Below are 16,783 nucleotides of genomic sequence, written 5' to 3'. Positions count from 1 at the left end.
GGCGGCCGCACCGTCGGCGCCGGCGTCGTGGCCAAGATCGTCGAGTAAGAAGACCGGCCTCAAGTCGCGCGCCTCCGCGAGGCGCGCATAGGCCGAAAGACACAGTAGCGTAACAGAACGGCCTCCGGAGCGATCCGGGGGCCGTTTTGCTGTGGGGGCGACCACAGGCGCCCGCAACGGGCCTGCCGTTCGGGCGTTAGGATCGTCTGCCCAAAAGCCAAGGTCCACGATGCGTCTGATCTCGTTGCTAGCGTGCCTTGTCGCCCTGTCGGCCTGCGCCACCCATCCCGGCAAGGTCGATCAGGTCCGGTTCGCCAAGGACGCCCAGCCGGTATTGGCGACGACCGAATCCGGGACGGTGCGCGGCGTCGATGGGGCGGGGACGCGAGCGTTCCTCGGCGTGCCGTTCGCGGCGCCGCCGGTCGGCGAACGGCGCTGGCGCGCGCCGCAGCCGGTCGCGACATGGCAAAGTGTTCGGGATGCGACGCGGATCGGTGCGGACTGCACCCAGGCGATCGGGCGACGCTCGATCCTGGGCGGCGGCGGCGGGATCGTCGTCGGGTCCGAGGACTGTCTGTATCTCAACATCTATGCGCCAGGCGGAGACGCGGCCGAGGCGCGGCCCGTGATGGTCTATATTCCCGGCGGCGCCTTCACCGTCGGGGCGGGCGCCAACTACGATCCGTCGGAACTGGCTCGCGAGCAGGGGCGGGTGGTCGTGACGATGAATTATCGGCTCGGCGCGCTGGGCTGGCTGGCGCATCCGGGGTTTCAGGCGACCGGCGAAGGCTTCGGCGGCAACTTCGGCCTGATGGATCAGCAGGCCGCGCTGAAGTGGGTGCATCGGAACATTGCGGCCTTCGGCGGCGACCCGGGCGATGTCACCCTGTTCGCCGAGAGCGCGGGCGCGTGGACGGCCTGTTACCTGATGGCGTCGCCGCAGTCGGATGGGCTGTATCAAAGGGTAATCATGCAGAGCGGCGGATGTCTTGAGCCCTCGTCACTGATCAGGGCGCAGGATGCGGCCCTGTCGGGGCCAATGTTCGCCGAACGGCTTGGCTGCACCGGCGAGGATCAGATCGCTTGCCTGAAGGCGTTGCCGGCCTGGCGGCTGTCGTGGGCGGCGTCATTGAGGGCGGGCATCAACGGGCCGGGATCGTGGGGACCGGTGCACACGGACGCCACTGTGCCGGAAAACCCAGCGGTCGCGATCCGCGAGGGGCGGTTCACCCGCGTGCCCGTCCTCGTCGGGACAAACCTCGATGAGGGGCGGCTGTTCGCCAACGAGGTGCAGGACATGGATCGCTATCAGAAGGAGACGATCTGGATGTACGGCGACCAGGGTGAGCGGGTGCTGGCGCGCTATCCTGTGGGGAAGGACGGGCCGGCCTATGCCATAGCCACCAACTTCACGGACCAGAGATTCGCCTGTCCGTCACAGGCCTTGCGACGACTGCTGGCCCAGCATGTGCCGGTGTGGGGCTATGAGTTCGCCGATCGCGAGGCGCCGTTCGTCTTGCCCGACTGGATTGTCGGTCTGGACCTCGGCGCCTATCACGCCAGCGAGCTGGCCTATGTGTTCGGCACGCGCTGGGTGTTTGCTGATCCCAAGCGGTTCACGCCGGAGCAAAAGGCGCTGTCTGAGCGGATGCAAAGGCTGTGGGCGACGTTCGGCAGTTCGGCCTTCGCCGCCGAATGGCCCCGCGTCGAAGGTGCGGGGCCGGTGCGGGTGTTCAAGCCGGAGGGCGATGTGATGGACGACGGCTTTTTCGAACGCCACCACTGCGACTTCTGGGACGGGACGCCGTTCGGCGCCGTCCACTAGATGAAGCGGACGGTGACGCCCGGCTTGACCTTGTCGGCCAGCATCCAGGCGTCCCAGTTGGTCAGGCGCACGCAGCCGTGCGAGGCCGTCTTTCCGACCAGATGCGGGTCCGGCGTGCCGTGGATGCCGTAGCTGGGCTTGTTCAGGTCGATCCAGACGACGCCCACCGGATTGTTCGGACCGGGTTTGACGACGACCTTCTTCTTGCCGTCGCCATAGCTGAGTTTCGACGGGTCGTAGGTGTAGTCCGGGTTTCGCGCAACGCCGTTGACCTTGACCGTGCCGGTCGGGGTGGGATTGTCGCCGCTGCCGATGGTGGCCGGGAAGTAGGCGATCAGCTTGCCGTCAGCGTCGAACGCCTTGACCGAGCCTTCGCTCTTGTCGACGTCGATGTGGTCCACGTCGGCAGGCAGGGGCGCGCTGTTGACGGCGGGGACAAGCAGACCCTGGCCCACGCGATTGAAATCGGCGCCGGGGTTCATGGCGCGCAGCAAGGCCTCGGTGACGTGGAAGCGCTCGGCCAAGGCCTCGACGATATTGGCGTAGCCCATGTGCGCCGCCTGACCCTGAGCCTCCAACTCCGTGGGGACGACGCCGAGGTAGGGTCCGGCGATGTCCTGCTGCGTGATGGCGTAGGTGGTGGTCACCGCGCCCGGTCCGGCGGCGGCGCGCAGTCTTCCCATCACGTCGGCGTTCAACTCGCCGTTCACCGTCATGCCGTTCGCTTCCTGAAACGCCGAGATCGCCTGGCGCATGTTCGACCCCGCCAGGCCGTCGATCGCGCCGGGCGAGAAGCGGGCGCGTTCCAGAAGAACCTGGGCGCGGATCAGGGCGGGCTGCGGCTGCTGCTGGGCGGCATTCGGGCTGGCCGGCTGGCCCTCTTGTGCGGCCGGCAGCGGCGCATAGGCGGTGTTTTCTATGGCGTCACGTGAGAGCGGGCCGGCTTGGCCCACTTGCGCGGCCTCGGCCGTCTGCGCCGCTGGGGCGGCTGTGTTCTCTTCCTTTGGCGAACAGGCGCCCAGAGAGAGAACAGCGAGTGCGGCGAGGTAGGCGGGACGGTTCATAAGAGACTTTCGAGGTGGTGAGTGCAGGCGGTCGGTGTTCAGTTGGGTTCGCCGGTCGCTGGGTCGGTTTCGGTTTCGCCGGAGTTGGACGAATCCTTTGAACCCTTGGGCTCGGTCGCCGGGCGCGGCGGCTGGCCGTCGGCGTCCGGCCGCAGGTTCTCGTTCTCGACGGCTTTGCTGTCAGGGCGTTGATCGGTCATGGTCTTCTCCTTGGGTCACTCAAACGCGCCAGGGCGACCGCGGCTCCTTCAACGTGCATTCACCATGACGGTGAACCCTGATGAAACGCGCATAGGGCAGAGTGCGATGTGGAATGGACCTTGCTGCGCAAGGCCCCGAGAGGATGCGTATGGCCGGAATGCTGCAGGTCGAGATCATGGACGCGGCGGCGATGGACGCCGCCGCCGTCGCCCTGTGGCGTGCGTGGACGGCGGGCAATCCTGATCTGGCCAGCCCGTATTTCCGCTGGGACTATGCCGAGATTGTCTCGCGGGTCTGCCCCGGCGCGGCGATCGCCGTATTCCGGCGAGATGACAAGATCGTCGGCTTCTTCCCGCATCAGCGACGCGGCGGAGCGGTGCAGCCGCTGGGCGCGCCCATGAACGACTATCATGGCGTCATCGCCCCGGCGGACGAGACGATCACGCTGGAAGAGGTGGCGCGGCTGTTGAAAGCCAAGCGGCTGAACGTGCCCGGCTGGATCGGCGCGAGCGAAACGGGGCAAGTGCGTGAGACGGTGCAGGTCGCGATGCCCGAGACCGGCTATGACGACTGGTACGCCGAGCGGCGCAAGACATTCGCCAAATACTTCAAGGACAAGGAGCGGGCGCGGCGTAGCCTGGAGGCCGAACTGGGGCCGATCCGGGTGGAGCGGGGTCTCAGAGATCCTGCGCTGCTGGATCATCTGATTGCGCTGAAGGCGGCGCAGTATCGGCGCTCGGGCCTGCACGACATCTTCGCGTGCGGCTGGACGCGGGATCTGCTGCACGCGCTGATGAGCGAGCCGCGAAAAGGCTTCGGCGCCTCTATGGCGGCCATGCACGCGGGCGACAAGCTGGTGGCGATCGAGTTCTCGCTGCATGCCGGGCGGCATTACCATTTCTGGTTCCCGGCCTATGAGCCGACGCTTGCGCGGTGCTCGCCGGGCATCCTGCTGAGCATGGACACGATGCGGCTGGCGGCGGCCGAGGGTTTCCGGGTGTTCGACTTCGGCTTCGAGGGCGAGACCTACAAGAAATACTTCGTCAACGCGCGCCAAACGGTGCGCGAAGCCGTGGTGATGCAGCCTGGGGTGACCCAGGCGCTGGGCGACATCACGATTGCGGCGTTGAACAAGGCGGGCGGGCGCGGCGAGGCGGTGCGGGCGTCCCTGCGTCGGCGCTGGGCCACCATCGAAGCCTGCGAAGCGACGCCCGTCGGGCGGCTGAGGGGGGCGGCGGTCGCCGCACGGTCGGCTGTCCAGAAGGCGGCCGCCAAGAAGAAGACGCCGGCGCGCGTCGCCCACGTTTGAGGACATCGGCATGACCCAACGCCGCACACGCTATCCGGGCCCGATCGCCGAGGCCAAGACCCACGCCCACACCCTGATCGAGCAAGGGTTCGCCGAGGACGCGGCGCTGGCCGCCGTGCTGGATCGCTATCCGGCCGAGCTGTTCGACATCAACCTGTATGACTATGACGACGAGGGGCAGGTGTCCTTGCGCACCGGCGCGCGCGGGCGGCTGTCAGGCGAGGAGTTGCTGGAGGCGATCAAACAGGGTCGGCTGTGGGTCAATCTGCGCGGGGTCGAGACGGGCTGGCCCGAGCTGTGGGGGGCGGCGATGAAGGATTTCGCCGCGATCCAGGCGACCTATCCGGGAATGCGGGCGGTGCGAAACGCGGGGCAGCTGATCCTGTCGTCGCCCAAGGCGCGGGTGCCCTATCATTTCGACGCCGCGGGCGTGGTGCTGTTCCATCTGCGGGGGCGCAAGCGGCTGTTCGTCTATCCCGGCGACGAAGGGCATTTGCCCGAGCGGAACATGGAACAGGTGGTCGCCCGTCAGACGACCGAAGAACTGCCTTACACGCTGGCGTTCGAACAGGATGCGCAGGTCATGGATCTGGAGCCAGGTCGCGCCCTGACCTGGCCGCTGTACGCGCCGCATCGGGTGGAGAATCTGGACCGCTTCTGCGTCAGCCTGTCGATGGATTTCCAGACCTGGCCTTCGCGGTTCCGAAACGGAGCGCTGTTCACCAATGCGGTGATCCGCAGCCGGGGCGGGCGGCCGCGCTTCACCGACCGCATGACGACGCCGGAGCTGGCGGCGCGCTGGGCCGCGTCGCTGGCGCTGAAGAAGGCGGGCGCGATGAAGAGCAAGATCGCGAACTTCGAGCGCGACTTCGAGCCGGAGATCGGCGCGGCGGACGGCGCGGGCGCGCTGAACGTGACGTCATGAGCTCGGGTGTTAATTCGAGTTCATGACCTCGAGTTAAAATGACTTGGGCGCGGGCGGCGCGCACCTTCTGCTCACATTCGGGAAGGGAACACCGCTCATGAAAACCGCACTGATCGCCGCCGCCGCCGTCGCCACCCTGACCGGGTTCGTCGCCGCGCCCGCTTCGGCCGCCGAGGTCGAGATCCGCAACGCCGTCGCCCGCGTGGTGGTCATCGTCGAGGATCGTCAGGATATCGGCGTCGAGGTCACGCAAGGCCAGACGCGTCTGCCGGCCATCCAGGTTCGCCGCGACGGCAATGACGTCAAGATCGACGGCGGCCTGCGCCGTAACGGCATGTGGGGCGGCAACAGCGCCATTCGCGGCTGCAACTCCGGCCGCAGCGATACGGGCCAGCCGGGGCAGGGCGCGACCGTCGAGGTACGCGACCTGGGGCGGATCCGCCTGGAAGACGCGCCGCTGATCGTCGTGCGCACGCCCCGCGTGGTGGATGTCAGCGCCAGCGGCGCGGTCTTCGGCTCGGTCGGACGCGACGCGCGATCGGTCGAGTTGGACAACGGCGGCTGCGGCAACTGGAACGTGGCCAATGTGGACGGCGATCTGGAACTGGGCCTCGGGGGCTCGGGCGCGATCCGCGCGGGCACGTCTCGATCGCTGAACGCCAGCGTCGGCGGGTCTGGCTCCATCTCGGCCGGAGCGACCGGAGTCCTGAAGGCGGCTGTCGGCGGATCGGGCAATGTCGAGGTGGCCAGCGCCGGCGGACGCAGTGAACTGTCCATTGGCGGCTCGGGCGGTGTGAATGTGCGGCAGGGCCGAATGGACAAGCTGTCGGTCGCCATCGGCGGCTCGGGCGATGTTCGCTACGGCGGCGCGACGCGCGACCTGGACGTGGCGATCGCCGGATCGGGCAGCGTCCGCGTCGCCTCAGCCACGGGATCGGTTTCTCGCTCCGTCGTCGGAGCGGGCACCCTGCAGATCGGGCAGTAAGACCCGAGCGACGAGAAGGCCCCCGGTCGTGGAACCCCGGGGGTCTTTTCCGGCCAAACAAAAAGCCTCGGCGGATCGCTCCGCCGGGGCTCTTCGCATGGATCAGGTCCGAGACGCTTAGAAGACGCTCAGGACGCTGGAGATGGCCGAGACGCCCAGGTTGGCGCCGGCGCGGTCACGCGCTTGCAGACCGCCGCCGAACGAATAGCGCAGGCCGACCGACCAGGTGTCGACGTCCAGCGAATCGATGTCAGCGCGGGTGTAGGCGGCGCCCAGCGAGAACGGAGTGTTCTCGAACTCGTATTCGGCGCCCACGCCGTAGGTCCAGGCGTCGGTGTCGCCGCCCGAGAAGTCGACGTTGTTGTAGGCGACGCCAGCGTTCAGGCGCAGGTTCGGCATGACGTAGAAGGCGGCGTCGGCGCCGACGGTCCAGATGTCGGCGTCCACGTTGTCGGCGGTCGTGTAGGCGACTTGGCCGGTCAGGGTGGCGTTCGACAGATACTTCTGCGCTTCGGCGCCCACGGTCCAGATCGGCTCGTTGCCGCTGCCGATGCCGTTGGCGGCGACGAAGGCGCCGGCGCGGACGTCGGAGGACCACATCTTGGTCAGGTGAGCAGCGGCGGCGCCGGTGACGTCTTCTTCGCCAAAGGCCTTGGTGTAGTCGATGGCGCCGTTCAGGGTCACGGTCCAGTCCTGGGCCGGCAGGGCGACCGAGCCGTCAACGGTCCAGACGTCGGCGTCGACGTCGTCGCCGGCGACTTCGATCGACGGGTTGGAATAGGTCACGCCGACCGAACCGATGGCGTCTTGGGCGAAGGCCGGGGCGGCGAACAAAGCGGCGGCGGCGGCGGTGGCGAGGAGGATCGTCTTCATTTTTCTTTTGTCCTTAGCAGTCTGCACCCGGATGGGGGTCCGGGGAGGGGCGCTGCTATCAGTCTAAGACGAAGCGGAGCAATAAACCGACGTTCGGTTGACCTGGGATGGCAAGGTTGTTGCGCAACAGCCACGCGTTGCGGCCAGAATGTGTCACGACTTGGCGATCTGTGGGGCAAGTCGTTAATCGCGCACAGCAGTCGCACTCCTGCACTATAAAGAGGCGTCCAACGCCGACGACGTCGCCGCCGTATGTGTCGTCGCGCCGTGCGCAGCCCTCGGCGAAGACCGCGTCTAAATCCTGTGTCAGCCCGGGTTTGCGCGCTTGACGAAATCAGAATCGATAGGCATAAGCCACCACTCTTGTTGGACCGGCTGTGCAGTTCGCTGCAAACGCGGTTCGCAAGAACGACCTAAGTCACTGTTCTTTGCAGCTTCTTGGGATATCAACGGCCTTCGCGGGCAACTGCGTGGGCCGATCGTTTTTGCGGATTTGCGTTCCCTGAGGGCTTTTTGCCCGAAGGCCTTCGGTCTTTGAAATGGTTCACAGGGACGCGGTCCTCCGACCGCATTGGAAGTAAGCACCGATATGGATCAAAGCATCCGCATCAGGCTCAAGGCCTTTGATCACCGCGTCCTCGATTTTTCGACGCGCGAGATCGTTAATACCGCCAAGCGCACCGGCGCGACCGTTCGCGGTCCGATTCCGCTGCCGACCCTGATCGAGAAGTTCACCGTGAACCGCTCTCCGCACGTCGATAAGAAGTCGCGTGAGCAGTTTGAAATCCGCACGCACAAACGCGTGCTCGACATCGTCGACCCCACCCCGCAGACCGTGGACGCGCTCATGAAGCTCGACCTGTCCGCCGGCGTGGACGTCGAGATCAAGATTTAAAGTAGAAAGAGGCGGGATCCGATGCGCACGGGCGTGATCGCCAAGAAGCTGGGCATGACCCGCGTGTTCGCCGATGACGGCGCGCACGTACCGGTCACTGTGCTGCAGCTCGACGGCTGCCAAGTCGTCGGCCAACGTACCCAGGAGCGTGACGGCTACGTCGCTCTCCAGCTGGGCGCTGGCACGAAGAAGGCTAAGAACACCAACAAGGCTCAACGCGAGACCTTCGCCAAGGCGGAAGTCGAACCGAAAGCCTATGTGACCGAATTCCGCGTCGATGCGGACGGTCTGCTGGACGTGGGCGCCGAACTGTCGGCCGAACACTTCCTGGTGGGCCAGAAGGTCGACATTCAGGGCGAGACCATCGGTAAGGGTTTCGCCGGCGCCATGAAGCGCTGGAACTTCGGCGGCCTTCGCGCCACCCACGGCGTTTCGGTTTCGCACCGTTCGCACGGTTCGACGGGTAACCGTCAGGACCCGGGTCGCACGTTCCCCGGCAAGAAGATGGCCGGCCACTACGGCACCGAAACCGTCACCACCCAGAACCTGACCGTCGTCCGCGTGGACGCCGAGCGTGGGCTGATCCTGATCAAGGGCGCTGTCCCCGGTCACGACGGCAGCTACGTCAAGGTTCGCGACGCCATCAAGAAGGCTCGCCCGGCCGATGCTCCGTTCCCCGGCGCGCTGAAGTCGAGCAAGTCTGCTGCTCAACCCGCCTCGACCCCGGCTGAAGAAGCCCCCGTCGAAGCGACCGAAGGCGGTGAAGCGTAATGAAACTCTCTGTCATCCAACTCGACGGCAAGGCTGCTGGCGACGTGGAACTGTCGGACGCCGTCTTCGGCATCTCCGACATCCGCGGCGACATCCTGGCCCGCACCGTCAACTGGCAACTGGCCAAGCGCCGCGCCGGTACGCACAAGGTTCAAACCCGCAACGAGAACTCTCGTACGGGTAAGAAGATGTACAAGCAAAAGGGCACCGGCGGCGCTCGTCACGGTTCGCGCCGTGCACCGCAGTTCGTCGGCGGTTCGCGCGCCTTCGGCCCGATCGTTCGCGATCACGGCTTCTCGCTGCCGAAGAAAATCCGCGCGCTGGCTCTGCGTCACGCCCTGTCCTCCAAGGCCAAGTCGGGCGACCTGATCGTGGTCGACACCGTCTCGGTCAAGGAAGCCAAGACCGCTTCGCTGCGTGAAACGCTCGGCAAGCTGGGCTGGACCAAGGCGCTCATCATCGCGGGTCCCGAAGTCGACACGAACTTCGGCCTGGCCGCACGCAACATCCCGCACATCGACGTGCTGCCGAACGCCGGCCTGAACGTCTATGACATCCTGCGGGCTGACAAGCTGGTGCTGACGAAGGCCGCCATCGAGGCCATCGAAGCCCGCTTCAGCGATAAGGAAGCCGCGTAATGGCCGCTCAACCTACCGCCAAGCACTACGACACCATCCTGGCCCCGGTGATCACCGAAAAGGCCACGATCCTGTCCGAGCAGAACAAGGTCGTCTTCCGCGTCGCTGACACGGCGACCAAGGACGAGATCGCCGCTGCGGTCGAAAGCCTGTTCAAAGTCAACGTCCTGAAGGTCAACACCCTGGTTCAAAAGGGCAAGACCAAGCGCTTCCGGGGTATCCTGGGTCGCCGGGTCGACATCAAAAAAGCGATCGTGACGCTGGCTGACGGCCAGTCGATCGACGTCACCACGGGGCTCTGATCAGATGGCCTTGAAACATTATAATCCGACCTCGCCGGGCCGTCGCGCCCTCGTGCTGGTTGACCGTTCGGAACTCCACAAGGGCCGTCCGGAAAAGTCGCTGACCGAAGGCCTGACCAAGTCGGGCGGGCGCGGGCAGGGCGGTCGCATCGCGGTCCGCTTCCGCGGCGGCGGCGCTAAGACCCTGTACCGCAAGATCGACTTCAAGCGTCGTAAGTGGGACATGGTAGGCACGGTCGAGCGTCTGGAATACGATCCGAACCGCACGGCTTTCATCGCGCTCGTGACCTACGAGGACGGCGAGAAGACCTACATCATCGCGCCGCAACGCCTTAAGGCGGGCGACACGATCGTGGCGGGCGAGAAGACCGACGTGAAGCCGGGCAACGCCATGCCGCTCCGTTCGATGCCGGTGGGTACGATCATCCACAACATCGAAATGAAGCCGGGCAAGGGCGCCCAGCTGGCCCGTTCGGCCGGCGCCTACGCCCAGCTGGTCGGTCGCGATCAGGGCTACGCCCAGATCCGTCTCGGCTCGGGCGAACTGCGCATGGTCCTGGACGGCTGCATTGCCACGGTGGGCGCGGTTTCGAACCCCGACCACATGAACCAGAACCTGGGCAAGGCCGGTCGTAAGCGTCACATGGGCTGGCGTCCGCACGTTCGCGGCGTCGCCATGAACCCGATCGACCACCCGCATGGTGGTGGTGAAGGCCGGACCTCTGGTGGTCGTACCCCCGTCACGCCGTGGGGTAAGGACACCAAGGGCACTCGTACCCGCAAGAACAAGGCTACGGACAAGTACATCATCCGTACCCGCCACGTTAAGAAGGCTCGCTAAGAATGGCCCGCTCCTCCTGGAAAGGCCCGTTTGTCGACGGGTATCTGCTCAAGAAGGCCGACGCCGTTCAATCGTCGGGCCGCAAGGACGTGATCAAGACCTGGTCGCGCCGCTCCACCATCCTGCCGCAGTTCGTCGGTCTGACGTTCGGCGTCCATAACGGTCAGAAGCACGTGCCCGTGTCGGTCTCGGAAGAGATGGTCGGCATGAAGCTCGGCGAGTTCGCCCCAACCCGGAACTTCCCGGGTCACGCGGCGGACAAGAAGGCCAAAAGGAAGTAACCGATGGCCCAGACAAAAAACGAGCGTCGGGTCGCCCCGACCGAGGCCCGCGCCAAGCTGGTCAACGTGCGTATCAGCCCGCAAAAGCTGAACCTGGTCGCCGCTTCGATCCGCGGCATGCCGGTCCAGAAGGCGTTGAACGAGCTGGAATTCAGCCGTAAGCGCATCGCTGGCGACGTCCGCAAGGTGCTGTATTCGGCGATCTCGAACGCCGAGAACAACCACAACCTTGACATCGACAATCTGGTCGTTGCCGAGGCCTTCGTGGGCAAGAACCTGGTGATGAAGCGTTTCGCGAGCCGTGCTCGCGGTCGTTCGTCGCGCATCCTGAAACCGTTCAGCGAGATCACCATCGTGGTCCGTGAAGCCGGCGAGGCCGCCTGATGGGACAGAAAATCAATCCGGTCGGTCTGCGCCTGGGCGTGAACCGCACGTGGGACAGCCGCTGGTTCGCCGCCGGCGCCGACTATTCCCGCCTGCTGCACCAGGACCTGAAGCTGCGCGAGTGGCTGCGGGAACGCCTGGCCGCCGCCGGCGTGTCGCGCATCATCATCGAGCGCCCGCACAAGAAGTGCCGCATCACCATCTACGCCGCCCGTCCGGGCGTCGTGATCGGCAAGAAGGGCGCTGACATCGAGAAGCTCCGCAAGGACATCTCGGCGCGCACCGAGGGTGAAGTTCACCTGAACATCATCGAAGTCCGCAAGCCGGAAACCGATGCACAGCTGATCGCCGAGAACATCGCGCAGCAGCTGGAGCGCCGCGTGGCCTTCCGTCGCGCCATGAAGCGTTCGATGCAGTCGGCCATGCGTCTGGGCGCCAAGGGCATTCGTATGAATGTCTCGGGTCGTCTGGGCGGCGCGGAAATCGCACGTATGGAATGGTACCGCGAAGGTCGCGTGCCGCTTCACACGCTGCGCGCCGACATCGACTATGGTTTCTACGAAGCCAAGACGACCTACGGCATCATCGGCGTGAAGGTCTGGGTCTTTAAGGGTGAAGTGCTGGAGCACGATCCCATGGCGCAGGACAAGCGTTGGGCCCAGGAAGCTTCGGGTCCGTCCTCGAACGAAGGCCGCGAACGCGGCGGCCCCCGTGGCGACCGCGGTCCGCGTCGCGACCGGGGACGTGAGAACTAAGTCATGTTGCAACCGAAGAAGACCAAATACCGCAAGGCCTTCAAGGGCCGGATCCATGGCTCGGCCAAGGGCGGTTTCTCGCTGAACTTCGGGTCGTATGGCCTGAAGACGCTGGAGCCGGAACGCATCACCGCGCGTCAGATCGAAGCGGCTCGCCGCGCGATCACTCGCCAGATGAAGCGTCAGGGCCGCGTCTGGATCCGTGTCTTCCCCGACCTGCCCGTCACGGGCAAGCCGGCCGAAGTCCGGATGGGTAAGGGCAAGGGCGCCGTGGACCACTGGGCCGCGCGGTGCCACCCGGGCCGTATCCTGTTTGAAATCGACGGCGTGCCGGACGATGTCGCCCGCGAAGCACTCCGTCTCGGCGCCGCCAAGCTGCCGGTCCGCACCAAGGTCGTGACCCGTATCGACGCCGGCGTCGCGCATGTGGAGGCTGCCGCCTAATGACCAAGATCGCCGATCTCCGGTCGCAAACGACCGACCAACTGTCCGACGAGCTGCTGAAGCTCAAGAAGGAACAGTTCAACCTGCGCTTCCAGGCGGCCACCGGCCAAATGGAAAAGACTCACCGCGTTGGTGAAGTCCGCAAAGACATCGCTCGCATCTCGACGCTTCTGCGCGAGAAGCGTGCGGCCTCGTAAGGAAACGAATATGCCCAAGCGAATTCTTGAAGGCGTGGTCGTGTCCGACAAGGGCGAGAAGACTGTCGTTGTGAAGGTGGAGCGCACCCTGCTTCACCCGCTTCTGAAGAAGACCGTCCGGTCGTCCAAGAAGTACCACGCGCACGACGAAGCCAACGCGCTCAAGGTCGGCGACATCGCTCGCATCGTCGAGTGCGCCCCCAAGTCCAAACTGAAGCGCTGGGAAGTCCTTTCCAACGCCTCCGCCTCGTAATCAGAAGGATCTGATCTTATGATCCAGATGCAAACTAACCTGGAAGTGGCCGATAATTCGGGCGCCCGCCGGGTCATGTGCATCAAGGTGTTGGGCGGCTCCAAGCGCCGCTACGCCTCGATCGGCGACACAATCGTCGCCTCCGTGAAGGAAGCCATCCCGCGCGGCCGTGTGAAGAAGGGCGACGTCGTTCGCGCCATCGTCGTGCGCACCGCCAAGGACATCCAACGCAAGGACGGCTCGGTCATCCGCTTTGACAAGTCGGCCGCCGTCATCGTCAACAAGCAGAACGAGCCTGTCGGCACGCGGATCTTCGGCCCGGTTCCTCGCGAACTGCGCGCCAAGAACCACATGAAGATCATCTCGCTGGCTCCGGAGGTCCTGTAATATGGCCGCCAAGATCAAGAAGGGCGACCGCGTCGTCGTCCTCACCGGCAAGGACAAGGGCCGCACGGGCAACGTGCTGAAGGTCCTGCCCACCGAAAACCGCGTCCTCGTCGAAGGCGTCAACATGGTTCAGCGCCACACGCGCCCGAACCAGGCTGACCCGCAGGGCGGCATCAAGAACAAGGAAGCCTCGCTTCACCTGTCGAACGTCGCGATCGCCGACGCCAACGGCAAGGCGACCCGCGTCGGCTTCAAGATCGATGGGGACAAGAAGGTCCGCATCGCCAAGACGACGGGAGACGTCATCTGATGGCTACCGAGAAGTACACCCCGCGCCTCAAGGACGAGTATCACGCTCGCATCCGTCAGGTGATGAAAGAAAAGTTCGGCTACACGAACGAAATGCAGGTGCCCAAGCTGGACAAGATCGTCCTGAACATGGGCATCGGCGAAGCCGTCGCAGACTCCAAGAAGGCGAACACCGCCCTCAAGGATCTGACCGCCATCGCCGGTCAGAAGGCCGTCGCCACCAAGGCCCGTAACTCCATCGCCGGCTTCAAGCTGCGCGAAGGCATGGTCATCGGCGGCAAGGTCACCCTGCGTGGCGACCAGATGTACGAGTTCCTGGACCGGTTCATCACGATCGCGCTGCCGCGCGTGAAGGATTTCCGTGGTCTGAAGGGCACGTCCTTCGATGGTCGCGGCAACTATGCAACGGGTCTGAAGGAACACATCGTGTTCCCGGAGATCAACTACGACCAGATCGATCAGATGTGGGGCATGGACATTGTCGTCTGCACCACGGCCAAGACCGATGAGGAAGCCAAGGCTCTCCTCACCGAGTTCAAGTTCCCGTTCGTGAAGAACTGAGCGGGAAGGGAAGAGCACAATGGCTAAGAAAAGCGCCGTAAACCGCAATGAAGCCGTCAAGGCCCTGGTTGCGAAGTATGCCGCGAAGCGGGCCGCCCTCAAGGCGACCGCCAACGACGAAAACCTGCCGCTGGAGGAGCGCTTCGACGCGCGCCTGAAGCTGGCCGAACTGCCGCGCAACTCCGCGCCGAGCCGCATTCGCAACCGCTGCGAAGTGACGGGTCGTCCGCGGGCGTTCTACCGCAAGCTCAAGATGAGCCGGATTGCGCTGCGTGAACTGGGCAACCTGGGCCAGATTCCCGGCCTGACGAAGTCCAGCTGGTAAGGGGAGCGAACAGATATGATGATCAACGATCCCCTGAGCGACATGATCGCTCGCATCAAGAACGCGGCGACCCGCAAGCGTTCCAAGGTGCTGACCCCGGCTTCCCGTCTGCGCCAGCGCGTCCTCGACGTGCTGCAGGACGAAGGCTACATCCGCGGCTACAACCTGGTTCAGAACCCGGGTGAGTTTCCGCAGTTCGAGATCGAGCTGAAGTACTTCGACGGTCAGCCCGTCATCGCTGAGATCGCGCGCGTTTCCAAGCCGGGCCGCCGCGTCTATTCGGCGATCGGCGATCTGAAGCCCGTCAAGAACGGCCTCGGCATCTCGATCCTCTCGACTTCGAAGGGCGTCATGTCCGACGCTTCCGCCCGCGACGCTAACGTCGGCGGCGAAGTCCTCTGCAGGGTCTACTGATATGTCCCGTATTGGCAAGAAAACCATCGCCGTGCCGAAGGGCGTGACTGTCACGCTCGACGGCCAGAACGTCACCGTCAAGGGACCCAAGGGCGAGAGCGCCTGGACCGTCGCCGACGAGATCGAAGTCAAGCAGGAAGGCGACGAACTGTCGCTGACGCCGCGTTCGGACACGCCTCGCGCTCGCGCGATGTGGGGTCTTTCGCGCACCCTGGTCGACAACATGGTCGTCGGCGTCACCACGGGCTTCGAAAAGTCTCTGGAGCTGGTCGGCGTGGGTTACCGCGCCGCGATGAAGGGCGACGCCCTTTCGCTGCAACTCGGCTTCTCGCACGAAGTCGATATCGCTCCGCCGGCCGGCGTCAGCTTCGCTGTGCCGAAGCAGACCGAGATCAAGATCTCGGGCGCTGACAAGCAAGCCGTCGGTCAGATCGCCTCGGTCATCCGCAAGCTGCGTCCGCCGGAGCCCTACAAGGGCAAGGGTGTCCGTTACGCGGGCGAGAAGGTCCGTCGCAAGGAAGGCAAGAAGAAGTAAGTCATGGCTCTTTCTCTTCGACAACAAGCCAAGCGTCGCTCGGAGCGCACGCGTCGCCGCCTGAAGGCTGTCGCCAACGGTCGTCTGCGTCTGTCGGTCTACCGTTCGGACAAGAACATCTCGGCCCAGATCATCGACGACGCCCAGGGCGTGACCGTCGTGGCTGCCTCATCGCTGGAAGGCGGCAAGGGCAAGCGCGGTTCGGACACGGCTGCGGCTGCCGCGATCGGCAAGCTGATCGCCGAACGCGCCATCGAGAAGGGCGTCAAGGACGTCGTCTTCGACCGTGGCGAGTACATCTATCATGGACGGGTGAAGGCGCTGGCGGAAGCCGCGCGTGAAGCCGGCCTGAACTTCTAAGGGACGCGACAGATGGCGCAACAACCCCAACGCGGCGGCGGCGGCAACGATCGCAACCGTCGTGACAACCGCAACGGTCCCGCTGCTGATGGTCCGGATTCCGACATCGTCGAGAAGCTGGTGCACATCAACCGCGTCGCCGCCACCGTCAAAGGCGGCCGTCGCTTCAGCTTCGCAGCCCTGATGGTCGTCGGCGACGGCAAGGGTCGCGTCGGCTTCGGTCATGGCAAGGCGCGCGAAGTGCCGGAAGCCATCCGCAAGGCGACTGAAGAAGCCAAGAAGACGATGATCCGCGTTCCGCTGCGCGAGAACCGCACGCTGCACCACGACGGCAACGGCCGTTGGGGCGCCGGCAAGATCATGATGCGCGCCGCCCCTCCCGGGACCGGCGTCATCGCGGGCGGTCCGATGCGCGCCGTGCTCGAAACCCTCGGCGTCCATGACGTCGTGGGCAAGTCGACCGGTTCGTCGAACCCCTACAACATGATCCGCGCGACGTTCGAAGCGCTGAAGGTCCAGTCCTCGCCCCGTCAAGTCGCGTCCAAGCGCGGCAAGAAGGTCGCGGATCTGATGGGCCGCCGCAACGACGGCGCCTCGGCGCCCGAAGCCGTGGAGTCCTAAGTCATGGCTGAGAAGAAAACGCTCACCGTCAAGCAGACCGGTTCGCCGATCCGCCGCAAGAACGACCAGCGCGCCACCTTGGTGGGCCTGGGCCTGAACCGTCTGGGTCGTGAATCGACCCTGGAAGACACGCCTTCGGTTCGCGGGATGATCGCCAAGGTCGCCCACCTGACTGAGATCGTCGAAAAGTAAGCCGTTTCGCCCTCTCCCGGACCTGGGGGAGGGCGTTTCTGCACTTGCGAATACCCAGAGGGTCGCCTATCAGCGGCCCTTCATTTTTTCCAAGCCGAGTCCGGACGATGTCCGGGCGCTAGCACCCGAAAGGATC

Annotated in this window: 27 protein-coding genes; 24 read left to right on the top strand and 3 right to left on the bottom strand. The window is 65.0% G+C overall.

All coding sequences use genetic code 11. The features are described from left to right. Positions 1 to 229 precede the first annotated feature (229 nt). The gene (locus RT123_RS08440; protein ID WP_313008712.1) at positions 230 to 1,825 is read left to right on the top strand and encodes a carboxylesterase family protein; all 1,596 of its coding nucleotides are present in this window, start codon (positions 230 to 232) and stop codon (positions 1,823 to 1,825) included. Here the strand turns inward: RT123_RS08440 and RT123_RS08435 are convergent. Together RT123_RS08435 and RT123_RS08430 are read right to left on the bottom strand one after the other, a co-directional pair. Beyond that, positions 1,822 to 2,889 (bottom strand): L,D-transpeptidase family protein, encoded by a 1,068-nt coding sequence (locus RT123_RS08435; protein WP_313008710.1) that lies wholly within the window; start codon positions 2,887 to 2,889, stop codon positions 1,822 to 1,824. The two genes, RT123_RS08440 and RT123_RS08435, sit on opposite strands and share 4 nt — an antisense overlap. A 38-nt stretch (positions 2,890 to 2,927) precedes the next feature. Continuing rightward, positions 2,928 to 3,089 (bottom strand): hypothetical protein, encoded by a 162-nt coding sequence (locus RT123_RS08430; RefSeq protein WP_165117191.1) that lies wholly within the window; start codon positions 3,087 to 3,089, stop codon positions 2,928 to 2,930. A gap of 143 nt (positions 3,090 to 3,232) precedes the next feature. Here RT123_RS08430 and RT123_RS08425 point away from each other — a divergent pair, with 143 nt between their 5' ends. The 3 genes from RT123_RS08425 (at position 3,233) to RT123_RS08415 (ending at position 6,309) form a co-directional block, all read left to right on the top strand. Next, positions 3,233 to 4,399 (top strand): GNAT family N-acetyltransferase, encoded by a 1,167-nt coding sequence (locus RT123_RS08425; protein WP_313008709.1) that lies wholly within the window; start codon positions 3,233 to 3,235, stop codon positions 4,397 to 4,399. A 10-nt stretch (positions 4,400 to 4,409) separates the two neighbouring features. Then, on the top strand, positions 4,410 to 5,324 hold the full coding sequence (locus RT123_RS08420; RefSeq protein WP_313008708.1) for a transcriptional regulator: 915 nt from the start codon (positions 4,410 to 4,412) through the stop codon (positions 5,322 to 5,324). Between the two features lie 97 nt (positions 5,325 to 5,421). Further along, positions 5,422 to 6,309 carry a GIN domain-containing protein gene (locus tag RT123_RS08415; RefSeq protein WP_313008706.1) on the top strand — a complete coding sequence of 296 codons (888 nt, stop codon included), beginning with the start codon at positions 5,422 to 5,424 and terminating at the stop codon, positions 6,307 to 6,309. Between the two features lie 117 nt (positions 6,310 to 6,426). Here RT123_RS08415 and RT123_RS08410 read toward each other — a convergent pair whose 3' ends face one another. Further along, positions 6,427 to 7,182, bottom strand: coding sequence for a porin (locus RT123_RS08410; RefSeq protein WP_313008705.1), 756 nt, complete (start codon positions 7,180 to 7,182; stop codon positions 6,427 to 6,429). A 589-nt stretch (positions 7,183 to 7,771) separates the two neighbouring features. Between RT123_RS08410 and rpsJ the strand changes: the two genes are divergently transcribed. Genes rpsJ through rpmD form a run of 20 tightly spaced genes read left to right on the top strand, consistent with a single transcriptional unit; the run spans position 7,772 to position 16,647 of the window. Next, entirely contained in the window at positions 7,772 to 8,077 is a 306-nt protein-coding gene (rpsJ, locus tag RT123_RS08405) for a 30S ribosomal protein S10 (RefSeq protein WP_003164367.1), read from the top strand. Between the two features lie 21 nt (positions 8,078 to 8,098). Then, positions 8,099 to 8,848 (top strand): 50S ribosomal protein L3, encoded by a 750-nt coding sequence (rplC, locus tag RT123_RS08400; protein ID WP_055753390.1) that lies wholly within the window; start codon positions 8,099 to 8,101, stop codon positions 8,846 to 8,848. Next, on the top strand, positions 8,848 to 9,486 hold the full coding sequence (gene rplD / locus RT123_RS08395; RefSeq protein WP_017506058.1) for a 50S ribosomal protein L4: 639 nt from the start codon (positions 8,848 to 8,850) through the stop codon (positions 9,484 to 9,486). The genes rplC and rplD overlap by 1 nt, the downstream gene beginning before the upstream one ends. Continuing rightward, positions 9,486 to 9,788 (top strand): 50S ribosomal protein L23, encoded by a 303-nt coding sequence (locus RT123_RS08390; protein WP_008260292.1) that lies wholly within the window; start codon positions 9,486 to 9,488, stop codon positions 9,786 to 9,788. The genes rplD and RT123_RS08390 overlap by 1 nt, the downstream gene beginning before the upstream one ends. A 4-nt stretch (positions 9,789 to 9,792) precedes the next feature. After that, positions 9,793 to 10,629 (top strand): 50S ribosomal protein L2, encoded by an 837-nt coding sequence (gene rplB, locus RT123_RS08385; RefSeq protein WP_055753391.1) that lies wholly within the window; start codon positions 9,793 to 9,795, stop codon positions 10,627 to 10,629. 2 nt (positions 10,630 to 10,631) lie between these two features. Then, positions 10,632 to 10,910, top strand: a complete 279-nt coding sequence (gene rpsS / locus RT123_RS08380) for a 30S ribosomal protein S19 (RefSeq protein WP_017506055.1) — start codon at positions 10,632 to 10,634, stop codon at positions 10,908 to 10,910. Between the two features lie 3 nt (positions 10,911 to 10,913). Continuing rightward, positions 10,914 to 11,294, top strand: coding sequence for a 50S ribosomal protein L22 (gene rplV / locus RT123_RS08375; protein ID WP_017506054.1), 381 nt, complete (start codon positions 10,914 to 10,916; stop codon positions 11,292 to 11,294). Continuing rightward, positions 11,294 to 12,049 (top strand): 30S ribosomal protein S3, encoded by a 756-nt coding sequence (rpsC, locus tag RT123_RS08370; RefSeq protein WP_017506053.1) that lies wholly within the window; start codon positions 11,294 to 11,296, stop codon positions 12,047 to 12,049. The genes rplV and rpsC overlap by 1 nt, the downstream gene beginning before the upstream one ends. A 3-nt stretch (positions 12,050 to 12,052) precedes the next feature. Beyond that, positions 12,053 to 12,493 (top strand): 50S ribosomal protein L16, encoded by a 441-nt coding sequence (rplP, locus tag RT123_RS08365; RefSeq protein ID WP_017506052.1) that lies wholly within the window; start codon positions 12,053 to 12,055, stop codon positions 12,491 to 12,493. Beyond that, positions 12,493 to 12,690 carry a 50S ribosomal protein L29 gene (rpmC, locus tag RT123_RS08360; RefSeq protein ID WP_008263673.1) on the top strand — a complete coding sequence of 66 codons (198 nt, stop codon included), beginning with the start codon at positions 12,493 to 12,495 and terminating at the stop codon, positions 12,688 to 12,690. Before rplP ends, rpmC begins: the two co-directional genes overlap by 1 nt. A 10-nt stretch (positions 12,691 to 12,700) precedes the next feature. Beyond that, positions 12,701 to 12,943 (top strand): 30S ribosomal protein S17, encoded by a 243-nt coding sequence (rpsQ, locus tag RT123_RS08355; protein WP_017506051.1) that lies wholly within the window; start codon positions 12,701 to 12,703, stop codon positions 12,941 to 12,943. Positions 12,944 to 12,961: 18 nt separating this feature from the next. Continuing rightward, positions 12,962 to 13,330: a 50S ribosomal protein L14 gene (rplN, locus tag RT123_RS08350; RefSeq protein WP_003164378.1), complete on the top strand. Its 369-nt coding sequence runs from the start codon at positions 12,962 to 12,964 to the stop codon at positions 13,328 to 13,330. A 1-nt stretch (position 13,331) separates the two neighbouring features. Beyond that, on the top strand, positions 13,332 to 13,640 hold the full coding sequence (rplX, locus tag RT123_RS08345) for a 50S ribosomal protein L24 (protein WP_313008703.1): 309 nt from the start codon (positions 13,332 to 13,334) through the stop codon (positions 13,638 to 13,640). Then, positions 13,640 to 14,200 carry a 50S ribosomal protein L5 gene (rplE, locus tag RT123_RS08340; RefSeq protein WP_017506049.1) on the top strand — a complete coding sequence of 187 codons (561 nt, stop codon included), beginning with the start codon at positions 13,640 to 13,642 and terminating at the stop codon, positions 14,198 to 14,200. The genes rplX and rplE overlap by 1 nt, the downstream gene beginning before the upstream one ends. 19 nt (positions 14,201 to 14,219) lie before the next feature. Beyond that, positions 14,220 to 14,525 carry a 30S ribosomal protein S14 gene (rpsN, locus tag RT123_RS08335; RefSeq protein WP_055753393.1) on the top strand — a complete coding sequence of 102 codons (306 nt, stop codon included), beginning with the start codon at positions 14,220 to 14,222 and terminating at the stop codon, positions 14,523 to 14,525. Positions 14,526 to 14,540: 15 nt separating this feature from the next. Further along, entirely contained in the window at positions 14,541 to 14,939 is a 399-nt protein-coding gene (rpsH, locus tag RT123_RS08330; protein ID WP_008262310.1) for a 30S ribosomal protein S8, read from the top strand. 1 nt (position 14,940) lies between these two features. Continuing rightward, a complete protein-coding gene (rplF, locus tag RT123_RS08325; RefSeq protein ID WP_055753394.1) occupies positions 14,941 to 15,474 on the top strand; it encodes a 50S ribosomal protein L6 in 534 nt (177 codons plus the stop codon). A gap of 3 nt (positions 15,475 to 15,477) precedes the next feature. Then, a complete protein-coding gene (gene rplR / locus RT123_RS08320; RefSeq protein ID WP_008259637.1) occupies positions 15,478 to 15,834 on the top strand; it encodes a 50S ribosomal protein L18 in 357 nt (118 codons plus the stop codon). Positions 15,835 to 15,846: 12 nt separating this feature from the next. Beyond that, positions 15,847 to 16,455, top strand: a complete 609-nt coding sequence (gene rpsE, locus RT123_RS08315; RefSeq protein WP_313008701.1) for a 30S ribosomal protein S5 — start codon at positions 15,847 to 15,849, stop codon at positions 16,453 to 16,455. A gap of 3 nt (positions 16,456 to 16,458) precedes the next feature. Then, positions 16,459 to 16,647: a 50S ribosomal protein L30 gene (rpmD, locus tag RT123_RS08310; protein WP_055753396.1), complete on the top strand. Its 189-nt coding sequence runs from the start codon at positions 16,459 to 16,461 to the stop codon at positions 16,645 to 16,647. Positions 16,648 to 16,783: the final 136 nt, after the last annotated feature.

Source organism: Brevundimonas vesicularis (genome assembly GCF_032067225.1).
Classification (GTDB): Bacteria; Pseudomonadota; Alphaproteobacteria; order Caulobacterales; family Caulobacteraceae; genus Brevundimonas; species Brevundimonas vesicularis_F.
This window is presented reverse-complemented; position numbering and strand designations above follow the sequence as displayed.